Raw genomic sequence first — 26,202 nt, 5'->3', positions numbered from 1 at the left:
CGGGCGTTCCACCACACACACCGTTCCCCCGAACCGGACCGAGAAAGGTCGGTGTTCTCCATGCACCGTTTGGCACAACGTGGTCTCGCGATCGCCAGCACCATTGCCCTGTTGGCCGCCGCCGCTGGTTGCAGTGGTGACGACGGCTCCGGTCCCGGCGCGGCGTCGGTGCCGGGCGTGACCGACACCGAGATCGTCGTCGGCACCCACATGCCGCTCACCGGGCCGGCCTCGGCCGGCTACTCGAAGATCTCCCCGGCGACGAAGGCGTACTTCGACTACGTCAACGCCAACGGCGGTGTGCACGGTCGGAAGATCACCTACAAGGTCATGGACGACGGCTACAACCCGGCGAACACCCAGCAGGTGGTCCGTCAGCTCGTCCTCCAGGACAAGGTCTTCGCGATCCTCAACGGCCTCGGCACACCGACGCACAGTGGCGTGCTCGACTTCCTGAAGACCAACCGGGTCCCGGACCTCTTCGTCGCCTCCGGCAGCCGCAGCTGGGACCAGCCGGACAAGTATCCCGGGACGTTCGGGTTCAACCCGGACTACACGGTGGAGGGCAAGATCCTCGCCACCTACGCGAAGACGAACCTGGCCGGTCAGAAGGTCTGCTTCCTCGGGCAGGACGACGACTTCGGCCGGGACAGCCTGGCCGGCGTGGAGAAGGTGCTCGGCGCGTCGGCCGTGGCGGTCAAGCAGACGTACGTCACCAGCAACACCAACGTGGCGCCGCAGATCGGCGCGTTCAAGGCGGCTGGTTGCCAGGTCGTCGTGCTCGCCACAGTGCCCGGCTTCACCGCGCTGTCCGTCGGCACCGCCGCTCGGCTGGGCTTCAAGCCGCAGTGGCTGGTGTCCAACGTCGGCGCCGACCACCCGACCCTGGCCAAGCAGCTCGGTGCCGCGGCCCCGCTGCTGGAGGGCATGGTCGGCACCAACTACCTGCCGATGCAGAACGACACCGCGAACCCGTGGGTGCAGCTCTTCACTAAGATCAACAAGGAGCACAACGGGGACGCGCCGTTCGACGGCAACACCGTCTACGGCATGTCGGTCGGCTACCTCTTCGTGCAGGTGCTGCTCGCCGCCGGCAAGGACGTCACCCGGGAGAAGGTGCTGGACGCTGTGCAGAAGGGCGGCTTCCAGGGCCCCGGGCTGGTGCCGCTGCGCTTCTCCGCCAAGGACCACTCCGGCTACGGCGGCCAGCGGCTGAGCCGGGTGACCGGGGGAGTGCAGACCTACTTCGGGCCCGCGTACGAGACCGACGAGGCGGACGGGCCGGTCAACGAGTACACCGCCACCCCGGCCGCGCCGCCGGCGAACGGGGTGCCGACCGTCTCCTGATTGCCCGCACCAGCGACGCCCGACCGGGCGTGGTCTCGCGTGACCACGCCCGGTCGGACGGCTGTGCGCGCTCGGGTGACCGGGCCTCGTGACCGGCTGTCCGGGACGTTGACCGACACCGATCAGTCCTCCTACTATCTGCACCGTGAATGCATATTCGGGTCGGCTCGCGGAACGGGTCGCCATCGTGACCGGCGCCAGTCGGGGCATCGGTCTGGCCATCGCCCAACGCCTCGTCGCCGAAGGCGCCCGGGTCGGGCTGACCGCCCGACATCCCGAGGCGCTCGCCGAGGCGGTCGCGGCCCTGGGCGGGTCGGCGTACGCCGTCGCCGTGCCCGGCCGCTCCGACGACCCCGAGCATCGCGCCCAGGCGGTGCTCCAGGTCAGTCAGGCGTTCGGGCCGGTGGACCTGCTGGTCAACAACACCGGCATCAACCCGGTGCACGGTCCGCTGATCGGGCTGGACCCGGCCGCGGCCCGCAAGATCCTGGACGTCAACGTCGTCGCCGCACTCGGCTGGGTGCAGGAGGTGTGCGCCGCCGGCATGACCGAGCGCGGCGGCTGCGTGGTCAACGTCTCGTCGATCGCCGGTCTCACGCCGTCGCCCGGCATCGCCTTCTACGGGGTGAGCAAGGCCGCGCTCAACCACCTCACCGCCAGTCTCGCCGTGGAGCTGGGGCCGACGGTCCGGGTCAACGCCGTCGCACCCGGCGTGGTGAAGACCCGCTTCGCCGCCGCGCTCTACGAGGGTCGCGAGGACGAGGTCGCGGCACGGTACCCGCTGGGCCGCCTCGGCCTGCCGCAGGACGTGGCGGGCGCGGTCGCCTTCCTCGCCTCCGACGACGCCAGCTGGATCACCGGGCAGACCATCGTCTGCGACGGCGGCGTCACGCTGACCGGTCGAGCCGGATGACAGCCCCGGCGGTCGGCCCGGAACCGCTGATCACCGCCTGTCTAGACTCGGCGGTGCGTCAGGAGGCGCCGTGGCGGTGAGAGGGCGGGGGCGGATGGACGGGGTCGAGGTCGCGAGCCGGGTCGACGGGCGTACCGCCCGGGCCGAGCGCACCCGCGCGGCCATCGTCGAGGCTCATCTCGCGCTCATCGGCGAGGGGGACCTCCGCCCGACCGGGGAGCGCATCGCCGAACGGGCCGGCATCTCGCTGCGGACGCTCTGGACCAACTTCAAGGACATGGAGACGCTCTTCGAGGCGAGCGGCGCGGAGGTGCTCCGCCAGCAGGACGCCGCCTACCGGCCGGTCTCGCCCGGGTTGCCGCTGGCGAAGCGGGTCGACGCGTACTGCCGGCAGCGGGCCCGGCTGCTCCAGCTCATCACGCCGTCGGCGCGTGCCGCGCAGATGCGCGAGCCGGTCTCCGACCAACTGCACCGCAACCGCCTCAAGCACATCGACCGGGTCCGTGACGAGGTCGAGGAGCTCTTCGCCGCCGAGTTGGCCCAGGCTGGTCGGGGTCGGGAGCAACTGCTCAACGCCCTGATCGCGGCGAGCATGTGGCCAGCCTGGTCGATGCTGCGCTACGGCCTCGGGCTGGGCGTGGACCAGGCCCGCGCGGTGATGACCCGGACGGTGGGGGCCCTGTTGGCGGAGGTCGCGGCCGACTGACTCAGGTCCGGCCCGATATCGCCCCCTCTTTCCATTCGGTTTCCGATGAGTGACACTGACATGCATGGTTACTGCATCGAGAGTGCAACTAACCGTGCTGCGTGGCCGGGACGACGAGTGCCGGTCTGTCCGGAGCCTCCTCGACGGCATGCCCAACGGCGGCGGTGCCCTGCTGCTGCACGGTGAGCCCGGATCGGGTCGGACGGCGCTGGTCGGCTACGCCCACCGGCACGCCGAGGGCTGCACCGTGCTCGCCGGGAGCGGGCTCGCCGAGGAGGCCGCCCTGCCGTACGCCGGCCTGCAACGTCTGGTCGACCCCGTGCTCGACCGGCTCACCGTCCTCCCGGACGAGCAGCGTCGACTGCTGCGGCGCGCGCTGGGCGGCGAGAGCTGCCCGGCCGACCGCCGGCTGACGCTGTCGATGGCGGTGCTCGGGTTGCTCACCGCCGCCGCCCGCGACCGTCCGCTGCTCGCCACGATGGACGACGTCGACCGAGGTGACCCGCAGAGCGCCCAGGTGCTGGCCTTCGTGGCCCGCCGGCTGCGCCACCTGCCGATCGCCATCCTGCTCACCGCGGACGTGACCGCCACCGTCGACGGGATACCGGCACACCGGCTTCGCGCCCTGACCGAGCACGAGAGCGCCGCCGTCCTCACCGACAGACTCCGATCGTTGATCGAGCGGGGCAGCGGCGACCGGCTCCCCGAGCGGCCCGCCGAGTCGGTCGTGGCCGCGCTGACCACGATCGGCGGCGGCAACCCGCAGGCCCTGGTGGACCTCGTCGACGTGCTCAGTCCCGGCCAGTGGCGGGGGGAGGAGTCGCTACCCGCCGCGCCACCGGCGGACGGTGCTCTGGGCCGCGCGTACCGGGCCCGGCTGGACCGGCTGCCACCGGACACCCGACGGATGCTGCTGCTCGCGGCGCTCGACGAGGACGGCGAGCCGGGCACCCTGATCCGGGCCGCGGCAGTCGCCGGGTCCGAGATCGAGGCGCTCGCCCCGGCGGAAGTCGCCGGCCTGGTCCGCGTCGAGCCGCGAGGCGTCACCTTTCCTCAGCCCCTGGTGCGCACGATGATCGCGGCCAGCGCCCCACTCGCGGAGCGGCGCGCGGCGCACCGACTGCTCGCCGGCGTGCTGGTGGCCGACGGGCAGCGGCTGCGCCGGGCGATGCACCTCGCCGCCGCGGCGGCGGGTGCCGACCCCGACCTCGCCGACGAGCTGGAAGCGGCGGCAGCCGGCGGCGCCGACGGTTGGGCCACCGCCTCGGCGGCGCTGCGCTGGGCCGCGGACCTCAGCGACCAGCCGACCCAGTCAGCCGCCCGCCTGCTGACCGCCGCCCACTACGCCTGGACCGGGGGCCAGCCCGACGTGGCCCGGCTCCTGCTCGACCGTCTCCGCGCGGTCTACCGGGACCCGGCCGTCCGGGGTCGCGCCGACCTGCTGCGCGGTGAGTTGGAGCTGCGGTGCGGCACCGCCGCTCGGGCGTCGGCCAGGTTGCTGGCCTCGGCCGGAGCGGTGGCCGGCACCGACCGCTCGCTGGCGATGTCCGGGCTCGTACGGGCCGGCGAGGCGGTCTGCTTCGCCGGTGACCAGTACCGGTACGCCGAGGTCGGCCGCCGGGCGTCGGCGTTGCGGCGGCCGAACGATCCTCCGTCCATGGAGCTGATGGGCAGTCTGGTCGGCGGGGTGGCGGCGACCCTGCGGGGCGATCACGAGCGGGCCGGCCCCGCACTGCGTCGCGCCGTCGTGCTGGGTGGCCGACTGACCGGGTCGGCGTTGACCCCCACCGCGCTGAGCTGTGCCGCGGCGGCCGGCCTGGTGGTCGCCGTGGACGGCGCGGCACACCGGCTGGCCGATCGTGCCGTGGCGCTGGCCCGGGAGCGGGGTGAGCTGTCCATGCTGTCCCGGGCGCTGGAGTTGCGGGCGGTCGCCGAGTACTGGTTGGGCCGGCACGAGGCGGCGGCGGAAACCTCTCGCGACGGGCTGCGGGTCGCCCGGGCCACCGGTCAGGCCAACTGCGCCAACGTCCACCTCGGCATGCTCGCCGTGCTCGCCGCCGTGCGGGCCGACCGGGACACCAGCCTGCGGCGCATCCGTGAGATGGGCGAGACGCCGACGCCGGGCAGCCGTCCGCACGCGTTTGCCGGGTGGGCCCTTGCGGTGCTCGACCTGGTCGACGGCCGGCATGCCGAGGCCGCGAACCGGCTGGCGTCACTGGCCCGGCTGGGCACCGGGCGCGGTCAGGTTCTCGTGCAGGTGATGGCCACCCCCTACCTGGTGGAGGCGGCGGCCCACCTGCCCTGCCGACCTGCGGCGACGGCTGCGCTCGCCGTGTTCGACAGGTGGGCCAGCAGCACCGCGAGCCCGTTGCGCCGGGCCCTGTCCGCGCGGTGCCACGCGTTGCTCGCGCCGCGCGGCGGCCCCGAGGCCGAGCAGGAGTTCCAGACGGCGCTGCGGCTGCACCCGACGGAGGCCGGCACGTTCGAACGGGCCCGCACCGAGCTGCTCTTCGGTCAGGAGCTGCGCCGCAGCCGGCGCCCGCGCGACGCGCGTACGCACCTGCACCAGGCCCGTGAGATGTTCACGCTGCTCGGGGTGAGTTGCTGGGCCGAGCAGGCGACCACCGAGCTGCGGGCGGCCGGGGAGTCGGTCGGTCCGCCGGACCTGCCGGCGGCGCGGTTGCTGACCGGCCAGCAACTGAAGATCGCCGAGCTGGTCGCGGAGGGGGCGACCAACCGTGAGATCGCGGCCCGGATGTTCCTCTCCACCCGTACGGTCGACCACCACCTGCGCAACGTCTTCCACCGGCTGGGCATCCGCTCGCGTACCGAGCTGGCGCGGGCGTTCGCCACCGAGCGGCAGGTCGGGCTGGCCTCGGATCGGTGATCGTCCGGTCTGGACGCGGTAAACTATCACCGCTAGTTTAAGCGTCATGGAGCTCACTCTCTCCGCCGAGCAGGCGGCGGTGCGCCGACTGGCCGCCGAGTTCGCCGACCGGGAGCTGTTGCCGCACGCGGCCGCCTGGGATCGACGTGAGTTGGTCGACCCCGCCATCGTCGGCAAGCTCGGTGACCTGGGCTTCCTGGGGCTGACCATCGCCGAGGCCGACGGCGGCTCCGGTGGCGACCACCTCGCGTACTGCCTGGTCCTGGAGGAGCTCGGCCGGGGCGACTCGGCGGTGCGCGGCATCGTCTCGGTCTCCCTCGGCCTGGTCGCGAAGTCCATCGCCGCCCACGGGTCGGCCGAGCAGCGGGCCGAGTGGCTGCCCCGGCTCTGCGCCGGCACCGCCCTCGGCTGTTTCGCGCTCACCGAGCCGGACAGCGGCTCGGACGCCGCCGCGCTGCGCACCCGCGCGGTCCGCGACGGCGACGACTGGCTGCTCACGGGCACGAAGATGTTCATCACCAATGGCACCACCGCCGACGTCGCGCTGGTCTTCGCCCGGACCGGCGGCCCCGGGCACCGGGGCATCACCGCGTTCCTGGTGCCCACCGACAGCCCGGGGCTGACCCGACGCGAGATCCACGGCAAGCTGGGCCTGCGCGGCCAGGCCACCGGCGAGTTGGGCTTCGACGAGGTACGCGTGCCCGACGCGGCCCGCCTCGGCGCCGAGGGCGGCGGGTTTCGGCTGGCACTGGCGACCCTCGCCAAGGGACGGATGTCGGTGGCCGCCGGGTGCGTCGGCATCGCCCAGGGCTGCCTCGACGCGGCGGTCGGCTACGCCGGGCAGCGAACCCAGTTCGGCAAGCCGATCGCCGGGCACCAGCTCGTCCAACAGCTCCTCGCCGCCATCGCGGTCGACACCGCCGCCGCCCGGCTGCTGGTGTGGCAGGTGGCCGACCTGATCGACCGCGACCAGCCGTTCGCCACCGAGGCGTCGATGGCCAAGCTCTTCGCCAGCGAGGCCGCCGTCCGCGCGGCCAACAACGCGGTCCAGGTCTTCGGTGGGTACGGCTACATCGACGAGTACCCGGTCGGCAAGTACCTGCGCGACGCCCGGGTCGCCACCCTCTACGAGGGCACCAGCCAGATCCAGCAACTCCTCATCGGACGCGCGCTCACCGGCGTCAACGCCTTCTAGGTTCAAGGAGACCCGGCATGAGAGTCTTCGGCTCGTTCGAGGAGCTGGCCGCCGCTGTCGGCGAGACCATCGGGCCCGGCCCGTGGCAGCGCATCGAGCAGAGCCGCGTCGACCTCTTCGCCGATGCCACCGACGACCACCAGTGGATCCACCTCGACCCGGAGCGGGCCGCGGCGGGGCCGTTCGGCGGCACGATCGCCCACGGCTACCTGACCCTGTCGCTGCTGCCGGCCCTGGCTGGCCGGCTCTACCGGGTCGAGGGGGTGGCCATGGGGGTCAACTACGGGCTGAACAAGGTGCGTTTTCCCGCGCCGGTCCGGGTCGGCGCCGCCGTGCGCGCCACCGTCGTCATCGCCGAGGTGTCGCCGGTCAGCGGCGGTGTGCAGATGGTCGCGACGGTCACCGTGGAGAGCGACACCGGCGGCAAGCCCGTCTGCGTGGCCGAGACCGTGAGCCGGCTCTACCCCGCCGCCGGTCGGTGATCATCTAGCGGGAACGTCGCTCTGCCCGTACGGCGGGTGGCGTTGCGGAACAAGTTCCGGAACTTGCGGCGGCGGTTTCCTCTCGCTCCCTCCTGGGTCGATGCACCACGACCTCACCGTGCTGCGGCATGGGGCGCCACCTGGGCAGCAGTCTCTTGGTGTGATGACCGGGGCGGTCCACGTCTCGTTAAACTTCCGGAAATTCTTGCTCGTCGATGAACGGCGCTGACATACTCCTCATCCACCGGAGTCGATGACCGAGGGTTGGCGCCTCTTCCCGGACGCCTTTTCCGTGCGCGGTCCCGACCCGGCACCCACCACCGCCGGAGCGGTGCGTCAGTTGCCCCGCCCCGGGCCCCACGGAAGGAAGAGACATGACCGAAAGGTGCCAGGGGGACACCCGTCCACGGACGGGCCCCCGAGCGCGTACGGCGATCGTTCTCGCCGCCGCGGCTCTGCTCGCCGCCACGAGCGCCGCGTTCCTGCCCGGCACGGCGAGCGCCGGGACGACCCTTGGCGCTTCTGCCGCGGAGAAGGGCCGGTATTTCGGTACGGCGGTGGCGGCGAGCAGGTTGTCGGATGGCAACTACACGACGATCCTCAACCGAGAGTTCAATTCGGTGACGCCCGAGAACGAGATGAAGATCGACGCGACGGAGCCGCAGCAGGGTCGGTTCAGTTACGGCGCCGCGGAGCAGATCGTGAACCACGCGCGGAGTCGGGGGATGAGCGTGCGTGGTCACACCCTGGCGTGGCACTCGCAGCAGCCGCCCTGGATGGAGAGCATGAGTGGCAGCGCGCTGCGGTCGGCGATGCTCAACCACGTGACGCAGGTGGCGACCCATTTCCGGGGTCAGGTCGTGGCGTGGGACGTCGTGAACGAGGCGTTCGAGGACGGCACCTCCGGTGCGCGGCGTAACTCGAACCTTCAGCGCACGGGCAACGACTGGATCGAGGCGGCGTTCCGGGCCGCGCGTGCGGCTGATCCGGGTGCGAAGCTCTGTTACAACGACTACAACACCGACAACTGGACGCACGCCAAGACGCAGGCTGTGTACAACATGGTCCGCGACTTCAAGTCTCGCGGTGTGCCGATCGACTGCGTCGGTTTCCAGTCGCACTTCAACAACGACTCGCCGTACGTGAGCAACTACCGCACCACGCTGTCGAGCTTCGCGGCACTGGGTGTGGATGTGCAGGTCACCGAGTTGGACATCCAGGGTGCCCCGGCGGCCACCTACCGCAGCGTGGTGGAGGACTGCCTGGCTGTGGCCCGCTGCAACGGCGTCACGGTGTGGGGCATCCGCGACAGTGACTCGTGGCGGGCTTCGCAGACGCCGTTGCTGTTCAACAGCAGCGGTCAGAAGAAGGCGGCGTACGACGCCGTGCTGGCGGCGTTGAACAACGGCACCACGCCGACCGACCCGCCCACCACTCCGCCCACCACCCCACCGACGACCCCGCCCAGCGGCAGTTGCACCGCGACGCTGCAGGACAGCACTCGATGGGGCGACCGGTTCAACAGCCAGGTGACCGTCAGCGGGGCGAGCAACTGGACCGTCGTGGTCGCCGTCACCCCGCCCCAGAAGGTCTCCAACACCTGGAACGGCACCCCGACCTGGGACAGCAGCGGGAACGTCATGACCATGCGGTCGAACGGCAGCGGCAACGTCTTCGGCTTCACCACAATGGCGAACGGCACCTGGACCCGTCCGGTGGTGCGCTCCTGCACCGTCTCCTGAGCACCACCACACGCTGATGGGGCGGCGACGGATCCCGTCGCCGCCCTGTCGTCTGTGCACTCGCGGACAGCGCTGACATCCAGCTCCACAATCCCGCGGGCATGGCGACGTGGACGACGGAGTCGGCCTCGCGACGGGGGAGCGCCCGCCAGGGGTCGGCGATGGCGGGCGCTCCCCATCGCGGTGCCGAGCCTCTGCTGCCCGGCACCGCGACGGGTGTCAGACGGTCGTACAGGCCGTGCCGTTGAGGGTGAATGCGGACGGTCGGCCGGCGTTGCCCGTGTGGGTTGCCTGGAAACCGACGTCGACCGAGGTGTTCGGCGCGATCGTCGCGTTGTAGGAGACGTTGCGGGCGGTGACCGCTCCGCTGGACGGGGTGTAGCTGGCGTTCCAACCGCTGGTGATGCTCTGCCCGCCCGGGAGCGTGAACGCCAGGGCCCAGCCGTTGACCGGCGTGCTGCTCGTGTTGGTCACCGAGATGGACGCGGTGAGACCGCTGTTCCACGCGTTGACCGTGTAGGCGACACGGCAGCCGTCCGACGTGGGCGGCGTGGTCGGTGGGGTGGTGGTCGGAGGCGTGGTGGTCGGAGGTGTGTCGCCCCCGATGCTGCCGGGCACGGTCCGCAGCGCGTCGTACCAGGCCGCGGCCATCTTGCGGTAGCCCGTGGCGTTGGGGTGCACGCCGTCGGCCAGGTCGCTGAGCGTCAGTGCGCGGTACATGTCGACCAGGTGGACGCGCTTCCCGGCGGCGGCCCGGGTCTGCACGATCCCGGGAATCGCGGCGTTGTACGCCCGGACCTGGTTGTCCGCGCCGGACTTCGGGACGATCGTCGCGACGAACACGTCCGCGTTCGGTGCGTTGTTGGTGATCTTGTCGACCAGTGCGGCAAGCCGGCCCGGGGCGCCCGACGTGTCGCCGTACATGTCGTTGGTGCCGATGTGCAGCAGTACGGTCCGGGGATTCGTGGCCCGCAACCAGTTGACGACGTTGGCGTCGATCTGCGCGATCGTCCATCCGGAATGGCCCTGGTGGTCGTGGTCGCCGAGGCTGGCGGGACCGTTGAACTGGGAGCCGACGAAGTCGACGCGGTACCCGCCGGTCGTGAACCGTTGCCAGAGCTCGATCCGGTAACCGCCGGGAACGTTGAACCCGTCGGTGATCGAGTCGCCGAGGGGCATCACGCGTACACCGCCGTTGGACTCCGCGCTCGCGGGTGTGGTCGCGATCGGCACGGCGGCAACCATGGCGGCGACGGCGGCCAGGACGGCCCACCACCGGCGAGCCCGGCGGGGTCGCGACGTCGTCGCGCTGGTGGCGGGTGGGGGAGGGACGGGACGGTCGAGGGTCGAACTGTTCACGGGCTGCTCCTGGTGGGTGTACGCGGTAGCGGCCACCGAGGGACGGCTGCCGCCACGACGCGGTACGCGGAGGTGGGGGTGCGCGCAACGACCGGAACCCGGACATCTTCACTGGTGGTCGTGGCGGTGAACCTGGCACCGGCCGTGGAGGATCTGGCGCGATGGGCGGTGGGCGGGAGTGTGCCCTGCACCCCGCCCGATGCACCATAGCGTGTTATCGCTAACATCGGCAATGCATCAATGCTCGACTATGGCTCAGCGGTGAGCCGCGCCACCTGTCAGGGTTGGAGCACCGAGTCGAGCCAGCGCAGCTGCCGCCGGACGTGGACGGCCTCGCCGCCCTCGTGGCCGTTGAACGGGTAGACGTGCATCTCCCGCTCCGGCCGGATCGGCCTCCCGTTGCCGGCGCCGTAGTGGTTGTAGGCGGCAAAAGCCGTGCGCGGCGGGCAGACGGTGTCGCGTCGGCCCACCCCGAAGTGCGCCGGTGCCGTCGCGCGTCGTGCGAAGTTCACACCGTCGACGTAGGACAGGGTGCGCCACACGGACTCCTCGGCCTCCCGCTGCACGGCCAGGTAACGCGCGATCTCGCCGTACGGCGCGGGTTCACTGAGCTGGACGGCCCGTCGCATGTCGCAGAGGAACGGCGCGGTGGTCAGCACCGCGCTCAGGTCGGCGACGAGACCGGCCACCGCTAGGGCCAGACCGCCGCCCTGGCTGTTGCCGACCACGGTGACCCGGTCGACGTCGACCCCCGGCAGGGCGCGGACCGCCTCGACCGCCCGCACCGCGTCGGTGATCAACCGGCGGAAGTGGTAGTCACGCGGGTCGTGGATGCCCCACGTGACCGGCGAGGGTCCGCCCGGCGCGCCGTGCGGGTCGGGGGTGTCCCCGGCCCCGTACTGACCCGCCTGACCCCGGTTGTCCATCAGCAGGTGCGCGTAGCCGGCCACCGGCCAGGTCAGCCGCTCGTGCGGCAGGCCACGGCCGCGGCCGTACCCGGCGTACTCGACCACGGTGGGCAGCGGCTCGGGTCGACCGGCCGGGCGGGTGTACCAGGCCCGCACGGGGTCACCGCCGAAGCCCGCGAACGTGACGTCCCACGAGTCGAGCAGTCGCAGGTCGGTGGGCTCCGGCCGGACGTCGACGAGCACCGGTCGGGCAGCCGCCTCGGCGAGCGTGTCCCGCCAGAACGTGTCGAAGTCGTGGGGTTCGGCGACCTCGGGGGCGTACCGCTGGAGTTCGTCGGGGATGAAGGCGGAGTCAGACACGGGTCCTCGCAGGGGGCCGGGATCAGTGCGGGTCGGCGGGGGGTGCGGTGCTCTCCCGGACGACCAGCTCGGTCACCAGGTCGATGCGGCTGGTCGCTGGCTCGTTGCCCCGGGTCAGGTCGAGCAACATCTGGGTGGCGATGCCAGCCATGTCGCGCAACGGCTGGTTGATCGTGGTGAGAGCCGGGTCGGTCCAGGCGGAGACGGGCAGATTGTCGTACCCGATCACCGAAAGGTCCTCGGGGACTCGGAGGCCGCACTGGCGTGCGGCCCGGAGCACCCCCATGGCCTGGATGTCCGACCCGGCGAAGATCGCCGTCGGTCGGGACGGCTGGCGTAGCAGTTGCAGCCCGTGGGCGTGCCCGGCGCCGGCGGAGAAACTGCCGTAGCGGACCAGCTCGCGGTCGACCGTTATCCCGGCTTCCTCGTGGGCCGACTGGAAGCCGGCGGCGCGGGCGCGGCTGCAGAGCACGTCGGGTGGCCCGGAGATGATGGCGATCCGCCGGTGGCCCAGATCCAGCAGGTGCCGGGCGGCGAGCAGGCCGCCGTTCCAGTTGTTCGAGCCGACGGTGGGCACGGAGGCCGAGGTCGCGCTGTCGGTGTCGACGACGACGAACGGTATGCCCTGGCGCCGCAGGTGCTGTTGTTGCGCCTCGGCCAGGTGAGAGAGGACGAACACCACGCCCAACGGTCGGTCGGCGAGCAACGCCTCCAGCCATCGGGCCGGCGGTCGGTGCGCGCCGTCGAGTTGGGCGACCGACAACCCGATGCCGGCTGCCGTGGTCACCGCCTCCACGCCTCGCAGGATCTCCATCGCCCATCCCGTGTCGAACTCGTGGAAGACGAGTTCGACACGTCCTCCGCCGGGCGAGGGCCGGCGGGCGCGGCGCTGGTACTGGTGGCGGTCGAGACTCGCCTCCACGCGGGCTCTGGTGCCGGGAGCGACATCGCCGCGTCCGTTGAGGACCTTGGACACCGTCGCGACCGAGACGCCGACATCGTTGGCGATGGTCGCGATGGTGGTGGAGGCGGGTGGGTCGAGCGGGCGGTGCTCTGTCATCGCGACCTCAAGCAGCATCCGAAAGTTTCGGCAGACCTTAACACGATCAGTCGGCCACACCAGCCGGTGCGACAGTCGGTCCGGCCGTAGGTGGGCCCGTACGGGGCGCGTGCGCCACGGAGTGCTGTCGGCAGAGTCACTGTGTGCAGGATGTGGCCGTCGGACGTCCGATTGAGACTCTTGACACACATCGATGGGGACCTTAGGTTGCCGAAAAGGTTGCGCGGATTTCCGGAAAGTTTCGGATCGTGAAAATGTCCGCCACGGAACGGGTTCCACGAGGGCACGGGGACGTGGCCGGAGCTGAGGGGTCAAGGCATGAGTAGTCAGTTGCCCGGGGACAGCGACACCGCGCCGTGGCGCGATCCGCGGCTGACGCCGGCCGAGCGGGCCGACGCGCTCCTGCCGAAGATGTCGCTGGAGGAGAAGATCGCCCAACTCGTCGGCGTGTGGGTCGGCGCGGAGGCCACCGGTGAGGGTGTGGCGCCACACCAGTCCGACATGATCAGCGAGCTGCCGCAGTGGAGCACCGTCATCCAGCACGGGCTGGGCCAGCTCACCCGCCCGTTCGGCACCGCGCCGGTCGACCCGGTGCTCGGCGCCCGGTCGCTGGCGGCCTCGCAGGCGCAGATCGTGGCCGCCAGTCGGTTCGGCATCCCGGCGCAGGTGCACGAGGAATGCCTGACCGGGTTCGCCGCGTGGCGGGCCACCGTCTACCCGACCCCGCTGAGCTGGGGCGCGTCCTTCGACCCCGACCTGGTCGAGGCGATGGCCGACCGGATCGCACGGTCCATGCGCGCCGCCGGCGTACACCAGGGTCTCGCCCCGGTCCTGGACGTCACCCGCGACTACCGCTGGGGCCGCACCGAGGAGACGATCGGCGAGGATCCCTACCTGGTGGGGACGACCGGTGCCGCGTACGTGCGGGGCCTGGAGCGGGCCGGCGTGGTCGCCACGCTGAAGCACTTCGCCGGTTACTCCGCCTCCCGTGGCGGACGCAACCTCGCGCCGGTGCCGATGGGCCCCCGGGAGTTGGCCGACGTCATCCTGCCGCCGTTCGAGATGGCGCTGCGCCAGGGCGGCGCCCGCTCGGTGATGAACTCCTACGCCGAGATCGACGGCCTGCCCGTGGCCGCCGACCACGGGCTGCTGACCGGGCTGTTGCGCGACGAGTGGGGCTTCACCGGCACCGTGGTCGCCGACTACTTCTCCGTACGCTTCCTGGAGACCCTGCACGGTGTCGCCGACGGCCCCGCCGACGCGGCAAGGCTCGCCCTGCGGGCCGGGATCGACGTCGAACTGCCCACAGTGGACACCTTCGGCAACCCGCTGGTGGAGGCCGTGCGCCGTGGCGAGGTCGACGAGGCGTTGATCGACGGCGCGCTGCGTCGGGTGCTGATCCAGAAGATCGAGATCGGTCTGCTCGACGAGGGCTGGCAGGAACTGCCCGACGACGTGGCGTCGCTGCGTCTCGACGACGAGGCCAGCCAGGACGTCGCCGTACGCCTCGCCCGGGAGGCCGTCGTCCTGCTGCGCAACACCGGCGTCCTCCCGTTGCCCGTGGGCAACCGGGTGGCCCTCGTCGGCCCCGTCGCCGACGACCCGATGGCCATGCTCGGCTGCTACTCGTTCCCCAACCACGTCGGCGTGCACCACAGCGAGTTCGGGCTGGGCCTGGACATCCCCTCGCTGCGCGACGAGCTGGCCCGACGCGTCCCGCTGCTCAGCCACGAGCAGGGCTGCACCATCACCGGTGAGGACACCTCGGGCATCCCGGCCGCGGTCGCCGCCGCTGCCGCCGCCGACGTGTGCGTGCTCGCCGTCGGCGACCGGGCGGGGATGTTCGGTCGGGGCACCTCCGGCGAGGGGTGCGACGCCGCCGACCTGCGACTGCCCGGTGTGCAGGCCGACCTGGTCCGTGCCGTCCTCGCCACCGGCACCCCGGTCGTCCTGGTGCTGATGACCGGCCGCCCCTACGCGCTCGGCCCGGAGTTCGACGCCGCGGCGGCCGTCGTGCAGGCGTTCTTCCTCGGCCAGCTCGGCGGGCAGGCGCTCGCAGAGGTGCTCACCGGCGCGGTCAACCCGTCCGGGCGACTGCCGGTGAGTGTGCCCCGGGACGCCGGCGGACTGCCGAGCACCTACCTGGCACCCCCGCTCGGCCGGCGCAACAAGGTGTCCTCGATCGACCCGACGCCGGCCTACCCGTTCGGTCACGGGCTGAGCTACACCACCTTCGACTGGTCCGACGCCACGGTTGTCGAGCCGGCGGGTGGCACGCACGACAAGCCGGCGGCGTGGCCGACCGACGGCGAGGTGCGGGTGCGGATCACTGTCGCCAACACCGGCGACCGGGCCGGCACCGAGGTGGTCCAGCTCTACCTGCACGATCCGGTCGCGCAGACCACCCGCCCGGTGGTCCGCCTGGTCGGCTACACCCGACTGCCGTTGGAGCCCGGCGAGGTGGCGCACGTGACGTTCGGCGTACCGGCCGACGTGGCGTCGTTCATCGGGCTGTCCGGTCGGCGGATCGTCGAGCCCGGCGAGGTCGAGCTGCGGTTCGGCCGGTCCAGCGGTGATGTGGCGGCGGCCCTGGCGCTGCGGCTGACCGGAGTCGAGCGCGAGCTGGGCCACCACCGGGAGCTGTTCACGTCGGTGCGGGTCGAGCCCCTCGTGGCCGTTCCGCAGTCCGCCTAGGAGGCGAGGATGACATCCACCTTGCGGCCACCGCCGCCGGCGCCGCCCCGGTCTCCGGCGGCGGCTCCCAGCCCCGCCCCGCGCTCGCCGCGCCGCCGCCGCAGCTGGCGGCAGGCGCTGCGCCGGGACTGGCAGCTCTACTCCCTGGCCATCCTTCCGCTGCTGTTCTTCCTGGTCTTCCGCTACCTGCCGATGCTCGGGAACATCATCGCGTTCCGTCGTTTCAAGCCGGGCGGCAGCATCTTCGGCGAGTACTGGGTGGGGCTGCGGTACTTCCGGATGTTCTTCACCGACCCGACGTTCTGGGAGGTCTTCACCAACACCCTGGTGCTCGGGACGCTGACCCTGCTGTTCTGCTTCCCGCTGCCGATCGTGCTGGCGCTGCTGCTCAACGAGGTGCGCGCCCGCCGGTTCAAGCGGTTCGTCCAGTCGGTGTCGTACCTGCCGCACTTCCTGTCAATCGTGATCGTGGCGGCGATGGTCATGCAGTTGACCTCGATCGACGGCACGGCCAATCAGCTGGTCCGGATCGTCGGCGGCGATCCCGTGGCGTTCCTCCAGCAGGCGGAATGGTTCCGCACCATCTACGTCTCGTCCGAGGTCTGGCAGACCGTCGGCTGGGGAACGATCCTCTACCTCGCCGCCCTCACCACCATCGACGAGGACCTGTACGAGGCCGCCCGGATCGACGGAGCCAGCCGGCTGCGGCAAACCTGGCATGTGACGTTGCCGGGCATCCGGCCCACGATGGTGACCCTGTTGATCCTCAACATCGGCAGCTTCATGGCCGTCGGGTTCGAGAAGATCCTGCTGCTCTACAACCCGCTGACGTACCCGACCGCGGACGTGATCTCCACCTACCTGTTCCGGATGGGCTTCCAGTCCAGCAACTTCAGCTACGCGGCCGCCATCGGTCTCTTCGAGGCGGTGATCGGGCTGATCCTGGTGCTTTCGGCGAACCTCATCTCCCGTCGCACGGTGGGGACGAGCCTGTGGTGACCCTCGGTACGAAGCGCGAGGCCCCGAAGACGCGCGGGCCGGTGGACAGCCGGGGCTACCGGATCTTCCGGATCGTCAACACGGTCGTCCTCATCGGCGTCGTGATCGTGACGCTGTACCCGTTCCTCAACATCGTGGCCCGCTCGCTCAGCGAGGAGGCGTACATCCTCGCCGGGAAGGTGAGCATCGTCCCGCGCGGGTTCGACGTGACCGCGTACAAGCTGGTGATGTCCGACTCGCTGTTCTGGACGAACTACCGCAACACCCTGGTGTACACGGTGGTCGCCACGCTCATCTCGATCGTGCTGACCACGTGCTACGCGTACGTGCTGTCCAAGCCGCAGCTCAAGGGCCGCGGGGTCCTCGTCGGCATCGCGTTGTTCACCATGTTCTTCTCCGGTGGCCTGATCCCCAACTACGTGCTGGTCACCAGCCTGGGAATGAAGAACACCATCTGGGCCGTGGTGATCCCCAACGCCATCAGTGTCTTCAACCTGCTGGTCATGAAGGCGTTCTTCGAAAGCCTGCCGACCGAGTTGGAGGAGGCCGCGGCAGTCGACGGGTTGAACACCTACGGCATCCTGCTGCGGATCGTGCTGCCGCTGTCGAAGGCGATCATCGCGACGATGGTGCTCTTCTACGCGGTCTCGTTCTGGAACTCGTGGTTCACCGCGTTCCTCTACATCGACCAGCAGGATCTGCTGCCGGTCACCGTGTACCTGCGCAACCTCATCGCGGGTGCCACCGACGCACAGCAGTCCGGCGCCGCCGACGCCGACGTCGTGCAGGCCGCGGCCACGCTCCAGGCCGTGACGATCGTGCTCACCACTCTGCCCATCCTGGCGGTCTACCCCTTCGTCCAGAGGTACTTCGTCTCCGGCGTGATGCTCGGCGCGGTCAAGGGATGACGCCGGGCGCTGCATCGCATCACTTCCTTCACCCCCACCACCGAAAGGACGAGCCATGCTCCACAAGACGTGGCGCCGGGTGGCGATAGCCACCGCGGGTGTGCTCGCGCTCAGCCTCACCACCGCCTGTTCCGAGGATCCCGGCGAGTCGAAGGACCTCTCCGAGAACCGGGCCGGCGCGATGGCCAACTACGGCGTCGGCGACCAGTTCAAGGCCACCGAGGCGCTCTCCTTCTCCACGCTCTACAACAACCACACCTTCTATCCGCTCAAGGAGGACTGGCTGTTCTGGTCCGAGCTGACCAAGCGGACCAACGTCAAGATCGAGCCGGTCGCCGTCCCGCTGAGTGACTACGAGCAGAAGCGCAGCCTCCTCATCGGCGCCGGTGACGCTCCGCTGATCATCCCGAAGACGTACCACCCGCAGGAGAACGCGTTCGTGTCGTCCGGGGCGGTCCTCCCGGTGAGCGACTACCTGGATCTGATGCCCAACCTCAAGGACAAGATCGCCAAGTGGAACCTCAAGCCGGAGATCGACAACCTGCGGCAGTCCGACGGTAAGTTCTACCTGCTGCCCGGCATGCACGAGAAGCCCACGCAGGACTACACGGTGCTGGTGCGCACCGACATCATGCAGGAGCTCAACCTCGCGGTCCCGAAGACCTGGGACGATTTGTACACAGTGCTCAAGGCGATGAAGGCCAAGTACCCGAACGTCTACCCGTACTCCGACCTCTTCAGCAAGCCCAACCCGACCGGCGCGCTGCTCAACATCCTCGGCTCCGCCCACGGCACCCAGGCCGGCTGGGACTACCAGCACGCCACATGGGACCCGGCGGCGAAGAAGTTCAACTACACCGGGGCGTCCGAGCAGTACCGGCAGATGGTCACGTTCCTGCACAAGCTCGTCGCCGAGGGCCTGCTCGACCCGGAGAGCTTCACCCAGACCGACGACCAGGCACGCCAGAAGCTCGCCAACGGCAAGTCCTTCGTGGTTACCGGCAACGCGCAGACCCTGGTCAACAACCACCGGCCCGACCTGGCCAAGACCCTGCCGAATGCGAAGATGGCCAAGATCCCGCTGCCGATCGGCCCGGCCGGCGAGGTCAACCCGTTCCCCCGACTGGAGAACGGCATCATGATCTCCTCGAAGGCCCGGGAGAGCAAGAACTTCGTGGCCATGATGCAGTTCATCGACTGGCTGTGGTATTCCGACGCCGGCTTGGAGTTCGCCCGCTGGGGCATCGAGGGCACGACCTTCACCAAGGACGCGTCCGGCAAGCGCACGCTCAACCCCGGAGTCGACTTCCTCGGCCTCAACCCGAAGGCCCCCAAGCACCTGCAGAAGGACTTCGGCTTCCAGAACGGCGTCTTCGCCTACGGTGGCAGCCCAGACCTGGTGCGTGGGTTCTTCTCCCCGGAGGAGCTGGAGTTCCAGAAGGTGATGGACGCCCGCCCGCCCAGGGTGGTGCCCCCGCCCGCCCCGTTGACCGACGATGAGCGCGAGCAGGTGTCGCTCTGGGAGACCCCGTTGAAGGACTTCGTCACCCAGAACACGCTCAAGTTCGCTCTGGGCCAGCGGCCCCTCACCGAGTGGGACGCGTACGTGGCCGAGCTGAAGGCCAAGAACTCCGAGCAGTACATCGACGTGGTCAACAAGGCGTACGAACGGTTCCAGAAGAACAACGGCTGATCAGCGGGAGATCCGGTCGGGCGCGCACCCGCGGCCCGACCGGACCTCCCGGCCACCACCGGCCGGTACGACGCGCGCGACCCACCGCGCTCTGCCGGTCGTCGGGACCGACCGGAAGGAGCAACAGTGAGCGACACCGCCCAGGTCTGGCGACAGTTCGGCGACGGGCCGCTGTCGCGGATCACCTCCCGCGTCTACATCCTGCTCGTGGTCGAGCTGCTGCTTCTGCTCACCACAGTGCCCGGCCTGCTCCCACTGCTGTTGCTGGGTCGTGACCCCAGCAACCTGCCACTGGTCGCGCTGTTCCTCCTGCCGGTCGGCCCGGCGATCTCCGCCGCCCTGTACGCCCTGCGCCACCAGCGCCTCGACCTGACCGACCTGCGGCCCGCCGCCCTGTTCTGGCGCGGGTACCGGGCGAACCTGTCCGGCACGCTGCGCGTCTGGGTGCCGACGCTGCTGTGGCTGACCGTGCTCGCCCTGAACCTCGCCTACCGGGGTGCCGTCGGCCTCGCGGGCTGGTGGGTGGTGCCGCTGGTCCTGCTCGCCGTGGGAGTGACGCTCTGTGCGGCCAACGCCCTGGTGATCACCGCGTTGTTCGACTTCCGCACCCGGGACGTGCTCCGGCTGGCCGTGCACTTCCTCGTGCGTACCCCCGGTGTCACCGTCGGCACGGCGTTGCTGCTGGCTGCGGCGGCCGGGATCACGGCGGTCTTCTCCGAGGCGGTGCTGGCGATGCTCGGCTCGGTCGCGATCCTCGCGTTCCTGCGCGTCAGTGACCCGATGATCCACCTGATCCGGAAGGAGTTCACCCCATGAGCCTGCCCGTCACCGCCAAGGTGCCCTTCGGGGGCGACCACAACCCGGAGCAGTGGCCCGAGGACGTGTGGAAGCAGGACCACCGTCTCTTCGACAGCGCCCGGATCGACCTGGTCACCGGTGACCGGGCACTGACCGGTTCGGCCCTGCGCCTGCCGGCGTTCGGTGTCGTCGTCGTGCGGGAGGACGGGTGAACGCCGAGGAGTCCGTCCACCTGGAGCACCTGATGTTCGTCGAGGAACCGATGGAACCCCGCGAGCCGCACGTCCACGCGGCCTGGCTGCCCCCGGAGGCGTTCCGGTCGCTCGGCGCGCGCCGCGTCCTCGTCCACGGCGACGGCCTGCTCGTCGACACCGTCCTGGACGAGGTCTCGCGTGCCTGTGCGCGCTACGGCGGACGGGTGTGGCACTCACCCTCGTGGGACGTCGACGTCGACCTGGTGCTCGCCCTGCGCGGTGCCGACGAGCTGCCCAGCCGGGCGGTGCAGGCGGCGCGGTCGGCGGCCGAGGCGGCGCTGACCGGGATCGGCGGTGAGCCGCTCGGCGACGAGGGCTTCCTGCTGGCCCGCGACGGCGAGGTGACAGTGGTGCTGGCCGACGCGCCCGCCGGCCTGCTGTACGGGCTGTTCCACGTGGTCCGGCTCTGCGCGGCGGCCTTCGATCCGGCCCGCCCGCCGGAGCGGCACCGGCCGGCGCTGCGCCGGCGGATGCTGAACCACTGGGACAACGTGGCCGTGCACCCGGTGATGGGCCAGGTCGAACGGGGGTACGCGGGCGGTTCGATCTTCTGGCAGGACGGCCGCCCGCGCGGCGACCTGGCCCGGGTCCGGGAGTACGGGCGGCTGCTGGCCGCCAGCGGTGTCAACGCGATCTCGGTGAACAACGTCAACGTGGCCCGGACGGAGGCGCTGCTGCTCACCGACCGGCTCGGCGACGTGGCCGAGATCGCGGACGTGCTGCGGCCGTACAACATCCGGGTGCACCTGTCGATCACCTTCGCCGCGCCGGTGGTCCTCGGTGGCCTGTCCACCGCCGACCCCTTGGACGAGGCGGTGCGGGTCTGGTGGGCCGCGACCACCCGAAGGGTGTACGAGCGCATCCCGGACTTCGGCGGTTACGTGGTGAAGGCCGACTCGGAGGGGCAGCCCGGCCCGTTCACCTACGGGCGAGACCACGCCGACGGGGCGAACGTGCTGGCCGAGGCGTTGGCCCCGCTCGGGGGAGTGGTGCACTGGCGGGCGTTCGTCTACAACCACCACCAGGACTGGCGGGACCGGTCCACCGACCGGGCGCGCGCCGCGTACGACCACTTCGCCCCGCTCGACGGGCGCTTCCGGACCAACGTGGTCGTGCAGGTGAAGTTCGGCCCGGTGGACTTCCAGACCCGGGAACCGGTCTCCCCGGTGATCGCCGCGATGCCCGCCACCCGGCTGGCGGTGGAGTTGCAGGTCACCCAGGAATACACCGGTCAGCAGCGACACGTCTGCCACCTCGGCCCGTGGTGGGGTGAGGTGCTGCGGTTCGCGCCGTGGGGGCCCGGCGGGCGGACGGTCGCCGACATCGCCGCGGGGGAGTCGGGCGCGGGCGGTGGTCTGGTCGCGGTCGCCAACGTGGGCGATGACCTCTTCTGGACCGGGCACCCGTTGGCGCAGGCCAACCTGTACACGTTCGGGCGGCTCGCCTGGGATCCGCGACTGGATCCGCGGGCGGTCCTCGACGAGTGGATCGCGCTGACCTTCCCGCCGTCGGCGACCGCCGAACCGGAGCTGGTGGGGCGGACCCTGCACGAGATCATGGACGACTCGTGGCGCACCTACGAGCGTTACACCGCGCCGCTGGGTGTCGGTTTCATGGTCAACCCGGGCGACCACTACGGTCCCGGCGTCGACGGGTACGAGTACACGCGGTGGGGCACCTACCACTTCGCCGACCGCGACGGTGTGGGCGTCGACCGCAGCCGTGCGTCGGGCACCGGCTTCGCCGGCCAGTACCCGCCGTACTGGGCCCAGGTGTACGAGTCGCCGCAGAGCTGCCCCGACGAGCTGCTGCTCTTCTTCCACCACGTGCCGTACGGGCACGTCCTGCACAGCGGGTCGACAGTCATCCAGCACATCTACGACACCCACTTCGCCGGTGTCGAGGAGGTGGTGGCGATGCGACGGCGGTGGCAGACCCTGAACGGGATGATCGACCCGGCCGTGTACGAGAGGGTCGCCGAGCGCCTCGACGAGCAGGTGCGCTGTGCCACCGAGTGGCGCGACCAGATCAACACGTACTTCCACCGCAAGTCCGGGGTGCCCGACGAGCGAGGGCGCACCATCTACTGATCGGCACGACGGGGAGGCGCGGCCATCCGGTCGGGCCTTCCCGCGGTGTCTCCGGTAGGCCCGGTACGTTTCGAGAACGTCCCGATAATTACTCGCCACCAGTCGCCGGTGCTCACGCCCGTCGATACCGATCGGAGCGCAGGTGGCCGCCGGATGTGTTGCGGCGAAAGGTTTCCGGAACTCTTGACAATCGAGTGGTCTCGATTGAAGCTGGCATGGTCACGCGAGCCGCGGTCAAGGTCGGGCGAAGGGCAGTCCTCGACTTAAGTCCCCTTCCACGCGCCTTTTTCGCAAGGGATCGCGACGATGACACTGAAGACAAGGACGCTTGGCGTCGTGCTGGCGGCCGTGACGCTGGCCGCCGCAGCGTTGACGTTCCCCACACCGGCGTCGGCGGCGACGCTCACGCAGGTGACCAACTTCGGCACCAACCCCACCAACCTGCAGATGCACCTCTACGTCCCGGACCGGGTGGCGACCCGGCCGGCGATCCTCCTGGCCATGCACTACTGCACCGGAACGGGCCCGGCGTTCCATTCGGGCACCCAGTACGCATCCCTCGCGGACCGGTACGGGTTCATCGTGATCTACCCGTCGGCCACCCGCAGCAGCAAGTGCTGGGACGTCTACTCGCCGCAGGCGTTACGTCGTGGCGGTGGCAGCGATCCGGTAGGGCTCATGTCGATGGTCGAGTACGTGCGTCAGCGCTACTCGGCCGACCCCGCGCGGATCTTCGCCACCGGCACCTCCTCCGGGGCGATGATGACCAACGTCATGCTGGGCGTCTACCCGGACGTGTTCGCGGCGGGCGCGTCCTTCGCCGGGGTGCCGTTCGGTTGCTTCGCCACCGGCGGCAGCTCCGAGTGGAACAGCCAGTGCGCGAACGGGCAGCTCGTCAACACCCCACAGCAGTGGGGTGACCTCGTCCGCGAGGCGTACCCGGGCTACACCGGCCAGCGACCGCGGATGCAGATCTGGCACGGCACCAACGACGAGACGCTGCGCTATCCGAACTTCGGTGAGCAGGTCAAGCAGTGGACCAACGTGCACGGGCTGAGCCAGACCCCGACGTTCACCGACACCCCGCAGTCCGGCTACACCCGCACCCGCTACGGCAGCAGCGGCGCGATGGCGCCGGTCGAGGCGATCAGCATGCAGGGTGTCTCGCACAACCTGCCGGTCGACGCCGCGCAGGTGATCCGCTTCTTCGGGCTGGACGGCACCACGCCGCCGACCACTCCACCCCCGACGACTCCGCCTCCGACCACTCCGCCTCCGACCACGCCGCCTCCGACCACGCCGCCTCCGACCACGCCGCCCCCGACCACGCCGCCCCCGACCACGCCGCCCCCGACGACTCCGCCGCCCAGCGCGGGCGCCTGCCGGGTCGGCTACACGGTCAATGCCTGGAACAACGGGCTCACCGCGAGCGTGACCATCACCAACACCGGCACGGCCGCCGTGAACGGGTGGGCGTTGGCCTTCACGCTGCCCAGCGGACAGGTCATCACCAGCGGCTGGAACGCCCAGTACGCCCCGACGAGCGGTGCGGTCACCGCCCGCAACGTCTCCTACAACGCCGCCATCGCCCCGAACGCGTCGGTCGAGATCGGCTTCCAGGCCACCCATGCCGGCGGCACCGGCAAGCCCTCGTCGTTCGCCCTGAACGGTGCCGTCTGCTCGGTGTCCTGATTCCCCACCACCCCATCACCACAGAAGGAGTCGCACGATGAGAAGAACGAAGTGGAAGGCGGCATCGAGAGCCGCGCTCGCGCTGGCCGGCGCGGGTGCGCTCGCCGCCGGCATGGCGCTGTTCACGACGGCACCCGCCGCCGCCGGGACCACTCTCGGCGCGTCCGCCGCCGAGAAGGGTCGCTATTTCGGTACGGCCGTGGCCGGATTCAAGCTCTCCGACAGCGCCTACACGACGATATTGAACCGTGAGTTCAATATGGTGACGGCCGAGAACGAAATGAAGATGAACGCCACCGAGCCGCAGCAGGGCCAGTTCAGCTACGGGGCGGCGGACCAGATCGTCAACCACGCGCGCAGCCGCGGCATGAACGTGCGTGGTCACACGCTGGCGTGGCATTCCCAGCAGCCTGGCTGGATGGAGAGCATGAGTGGCACCGCTCTGCGGTCGGCGATGCTCAACCACGTGACGCAGGTGGCGACCCATTTCCGGGGTCAGGTCGTGGCGTGGGACGTGGTGAACGAGGCGTTCGCGGACGGCAGCTCCGGCGGCCGCCGGGACTCCAACCTCCAGCGCACGGGCAACGACTGGATCGAGGCGGCGTTCCGGGCCGCGCGTGCCGCCGACCCGAACGCCAAGCTCTGTTACAACGACTACAACACCGACAACTGGACGCACGCCAAGACGCAGGGCGTGTACAACATGGTCCGCGACTTCAAGGCCCGTGGCGTGCCGATCGACTGCGTCGGTTTCCAGTCGCACTTCAACAACGACTCCCCGTACGTGAGCAACTACCGCACCACGCTGTCGAGCTTCGCCGCGTTGGGTGTGGACGTGCAGATCACCGAACTGGACATCCAGGGCGCATCTGCGGCCACCTACCGCAGCGTGGTGGAGGACTGCCTCGCGGTGCCCCGCTGCAACGGCATCACCGTGTGGGGCATCCGCGACAGTGACTCGTGGCGGGCGTCGCAGACGCCGCTGCTGTTCAACAGCAACGGGTCCAAGAAGCCGGCGTACGACGCGGTCCTCGCCGCACTGAACAACGGCACCACGCCGACGGACCCGCCCACCGATCCGCCGACCGATCCGCCGACCGACCCGCCCACGACCCCGCCTCCGGGGCAGGGCGGATGCACCGCGACGGTGTCGGTGAACCAGTGGACGGGTGGCTTCGTGGCCACGGTGAAGGTGACGGCCGGCTCGTCGGCCATCAACGGCTGGACGGTCGGCATCGCGTTGCCGTCCGGCGCGACGGTCACCAACGCCTGGAACGCCAACCGCAGTGGTAGCACGGGCTCGACCAGTTGGACCAACGTCGCCTACAACGGCCAGGTCGGCGCCGGCCAGTTCACCGAGTGGGGCTTCCAGGCCAACGGCACCGCCGGCACCCTGACCCCAACCTGCTCAGCAAGCTAAAGCCCCACCGGCCGGTGCGGGGCGATCCCGAACCTCGCACCGGCCCCCAGCCCTCGGTGATCAAGAAGTTTGCGTCACGACAGGCCAGGCCGGACGACGCAAACCTCTTGATCATCGGGCGTGGTGCGGCGTGGTGCGGCGTGGTGCGCCGGTGCTCTGGTTAGTCGCCGGAGAAGCCCCAGAAGTAGATTTCCTCCGGCTTGCCCTGCCCGTCGTGCAGGACCGCGCAGCGGCCGAACCATCTCCGTGCGGCCAGCCCCTTGACGGCGTCCAGGTGCTCGCGGGTGAGCCGCTCGGTGCCGACACTGCGCAGCGCCTCGGCGGCGCTCACCGGCTCAACCGTGCCGTAGTCGGGCCTCTCGCCCTCGTTGAGGACCCGGTAGACGTCGAGGATGGAGTGGGTGCCCGACTCCTGCACCCACTCGTCGTTGAACAGCTCCTCCATCGTGGCCGGACGGTTCGGATAGTCGCTCGCCGAGTTGGGGGTCTCACCCCGGGCCCACCAGTACTCGCCCTCCGCGAAGACCCTGTCCCGCAGGGCGTCCAACGCCGCGTCCAGGTCTGGCTGGTACTCGACGAAGTAGCTCCACCCGGATGCGCCCACCACTGCCTCTTTCCTCCACGGGTCAACAGTGCCGGCACGGTAGCGGGCAGCACCGACATCGGTCGAGGAGCAGTTCACCGAGTCCGATCCC

Annotated in this window: 20 protein-coding genes; 16 read left to right on the top strand and 4 right to left on the bottom strand. The window is 70.4% G+C overall.

The genetic code is table 11. The annotated features are described in order from the left end of the window. Positions 1–60: 60 nt before the first annotated feature. From GA0070619_RS15000 to GA0070619_RS14970, 7 genes are all read left to right on the top strand, one after another. Complete coding sequence (locus GA0070619_RS15000) at positions 61–1,347, top strand: ABC transporter substrate-binding protein (RefSeq protein WP_088951818.1); 1,287 nt, start codon at positions 61–63, stop codon at positions 1,345–1,347. A 145-nt stretch (positions 1,348–1,492) separates the two neighbouring features. Further along, the gene (locus tag GA0070619_RS14995) at positions 1,493–2,260 is read left to right on the top strand and encodes an SDR family oxidoreductase (protein WP_088948638.1); all 768 of its coding nucleotides are present in this window, start codon (positions 1,493–1,495) and stop codon (positions 2,258–2,260) included. Positions 2,261–2,354: 94 nt separating this feature from the next. Then, on the top strand, positions 2,355–2,966 hold the full coding sequence (locus GA0070619_RS14990) for a TetR/AcrR family transcriptional regulator (protein ID WP_088948637.1): 612 nt from the start codon (positions 2,355–2,357) through the stop codon (positions 2,964–2,966). Positions 2,967–3,030: 64 nt separating this feature from the next. Beyond that, positions 3,031–5,853: an AAA family ATPase gene (locus GA0070619_RS14985; protein ID WP_088948636.1), complete on the top strand. Its 2,823-nt coding sequence runs from the start codon at positions 3,031–3,033 to the stop codon at positions 5,851–5,853. 46 nt (positions 5,854–5,899) lie between these two features. After that, a complete protein-coding gene (locus GA0070619_RS14980; RefSeq protein WP_088948635.1) occupies positions 5,900–7,048 on the top strand; it encodes an acyl-CoA dehydrogenase family protein in 1,149 nt (382 codons plus the stop codon). A gap of 17 nt (positions 7,049–7,065) precedes the next feature. Then, positions 7,066–7,530 (top strand): MaoC family dehydratase, encoded by a 465-nt coding sequence (locus GA0070619_RS14975; RefSeq protein WP_088948634.1) that lies wholly within the window; start codon positions 7,066–7,068, stop codon positions 7,528–7,530. A gap of 374 nt (positions 7,531–7,904) precedes the next feature. Then, a complete protein-coding gene (locus tag GA0070619_RS14970; RefSeq protein WP_088948633.1) occupies positions 7,905–9,272 on the top strand; it encodes an endo-1,4-beta-xylanase in 1,368 nt (455 codons plus the stop codon). Positions 9,273–9,491: 219 nt separating this feature from the next. On the opposite strand, the gene GA0070619_RS14965 is transcribed toward GA0070619_RS14970, so the two are convergent. The 3 genes from GA0070619_RS14965 to GA0070619_RS14955 form a co-directional block, all read right to left on the bottom strand. Further along, positions 9,492–10,631: a cellulose binding domain-containing protein gene (locus GA0070619_RS14965; RefSeq protein ID WP_414855630.1), complete on the bottom strand. Its 1,140-nt coding sequence runs from the start codon at positions 10,629–10,631 to the stop codon at positions 9,492–9,494. Between the two features lie 278 nt (positions 10,632–10,909). Continuing rightward, complete coding sequence (locus GA0070619_RS14960) at positions 10,910–11,899, bottom strand: acetylxylan esterase (RefSeq protein ID WP_088948631.1); 990 nt, start codon at positions 11,897–11,899, stop codon at positions 10,910–10,912. A 22-nt stretch (positions 11,900–11,921) separates the two neighbouring features. Continuing rightward, entirely contained in the window at positions 11,922–12,959 is a 1,038-nt protein-coding gene (locus GA0070619_RS14955; RefSeq protein WP_088951817.1) for a LacI family DNA-binding transcriptional regulator, read from the bottom strand. A gap of 318 nt (positions 12,960–13,277) precedes the next feature. Here GA0070619_RS14955 and GA0070619_RS14950 point away from each other — a divergent pair, with 318 nt between their 5' ends. From GA0070619_RS14950 to GA0070619_RS14910, 9 genes are all read left to right on the top strand, one after another. Then, complete coding sequence (locus GA0070619_RS14950; protein ID WP_088948630.1) at positions 13,278–15,653, top strand: beta-xylosidase/alpha-l-arabinosidase; 2,376 nt, start codon at positions 13,278–13,280, stop codon at positions 15,651–15,653. A 9-nt stretch (positions 15,654–15,662) separates the two neighbouring features. Further along, positions 15,663–16,652, top strand: coding sequence for an ABC transporter permease (locus GA0070619_RS14945; protein WP_088948629.1), 990 nt, complete (start codon positions 15,663–15,665; stop codon positions 16,650–16,652). Beyond that, a complete protein-coding gene (locus GA0070619_RS14940) occupies positions 16,649–17,560 on the top strand; it encodes a carbohydrate ABC transporter permease (RefSeq protein WP_088951816.1) in 912 nt (303 codons plus the stop codon). Before GA0070619_RS14945 ends, GA0070619_RS14940 begins: the two co-directional genes overlap by 4 nt. Positions 17,561–17,615: 55 nt before the next feature. Then, positions 17,616–19,253, top strand: coding sequence for an ABC transporter substrate-binding protein (locus tag GA0070619_RS14935; RefSeq protein ID WP_088948628.1), 1,638 nt, complete (start codon positions 17,616–17,618; stop codon positions 19,251–19,253). A 126-nt stretch (positions 19,254–19,379) separates the two neighbouring features. Next, the gene (locus GA0070619_RS14930; RefSeq protein WP_088948627.1) at positions 19,380–20,069 is read left to right on the top strand and encodes a DUF624 domain-containing protein; all 690 of its coding nucleotides are present in this window, start codon (positions 19,380–19,382) and stop codon (positions 20,067–20,069) included. Then, positions 20,066–20,263, top strand: coding sequence for a hypothetical protein (locus GA0070619_RS14925; protein WP_088948626.1), 198 nt, complete (start codon positions 20,066–20,068; stop codon positions 20,261–20,263). The genes GA0070619_RS14930 and GA0070619_RS14925 overlap by 4 nt, the downstream gene beginning before the upstream one ends. Then, the gene (locus tag GA0070619_RS14920; protein ID WP_231927425.1) at positions 20,260–22,395 is read left to right on the top strand and encodes an alpha-glucuronidase; all 2,136 of its coding nucleotides are present in this window, start codon (positions 20,260–20,262) and stop codon (positions 22,393–22,395) included. The genes GA0070619_RS14925 and GA0070619_RS14920 overlap by 4 nt, the downstream gene beginning before the upstream one ends. A 306-nt stretch (positions 22,396–22,701) precedes the next feature. Beyond that, positions 22,702–24,087, top strand: a complete 1,386-nt coding sequence (locus GA0070619_RS14915; protein ID WP_088948625.1) for an extracellular catalytic domain type 1 short-chain-length polyhydroxyalkanoate depolymerase — start codon at positions 22,702–22,704, stop codon at positions 24,085–24,087. A 37-nt stretch (positions 24,088–24,124) separates the two neighbouring features. Then, on the top strand, positions 24,125–25,507 hold the full coding sequence (locus GA0070619_RS14910; protein WP_088948624.1) for an endo-1,4-beta-xylanase: 1,383 nt from the start codon (positions 24,125–24,127) through the stop codon (positions 25,505–25,507). Positions 25,508–25,667: 160 nt separating this feature from the next. On the opposite strand, the gene GA0070619_RS14905 is transcribed toward GA0070619_RS14910, so the two are convergent. Beyond that, entirely contained in the window at positions 25,668–26,111 is a 444-nt protein-coding gene (locus GA0070619_RS14905; protein ID WP_088951814.1) for a hypothetical protein, read from the bottom strand. Positions 26,112–26,202: the final 91 nt, after the last annotated feature.

This window comes from Micromonospora zamorensis (assembly GCF_900090275.1).
Classification (GTDB): domain Bacteria; phylum Actinomycetota; class Actinomycetes; order Mycobacteriales; family Micromonosporaceae; genus Micromonospora; species Micromonospora zamorensis.
This window is presented reverse-complemented; position numbering and strand designations above follow the sequence as displayed.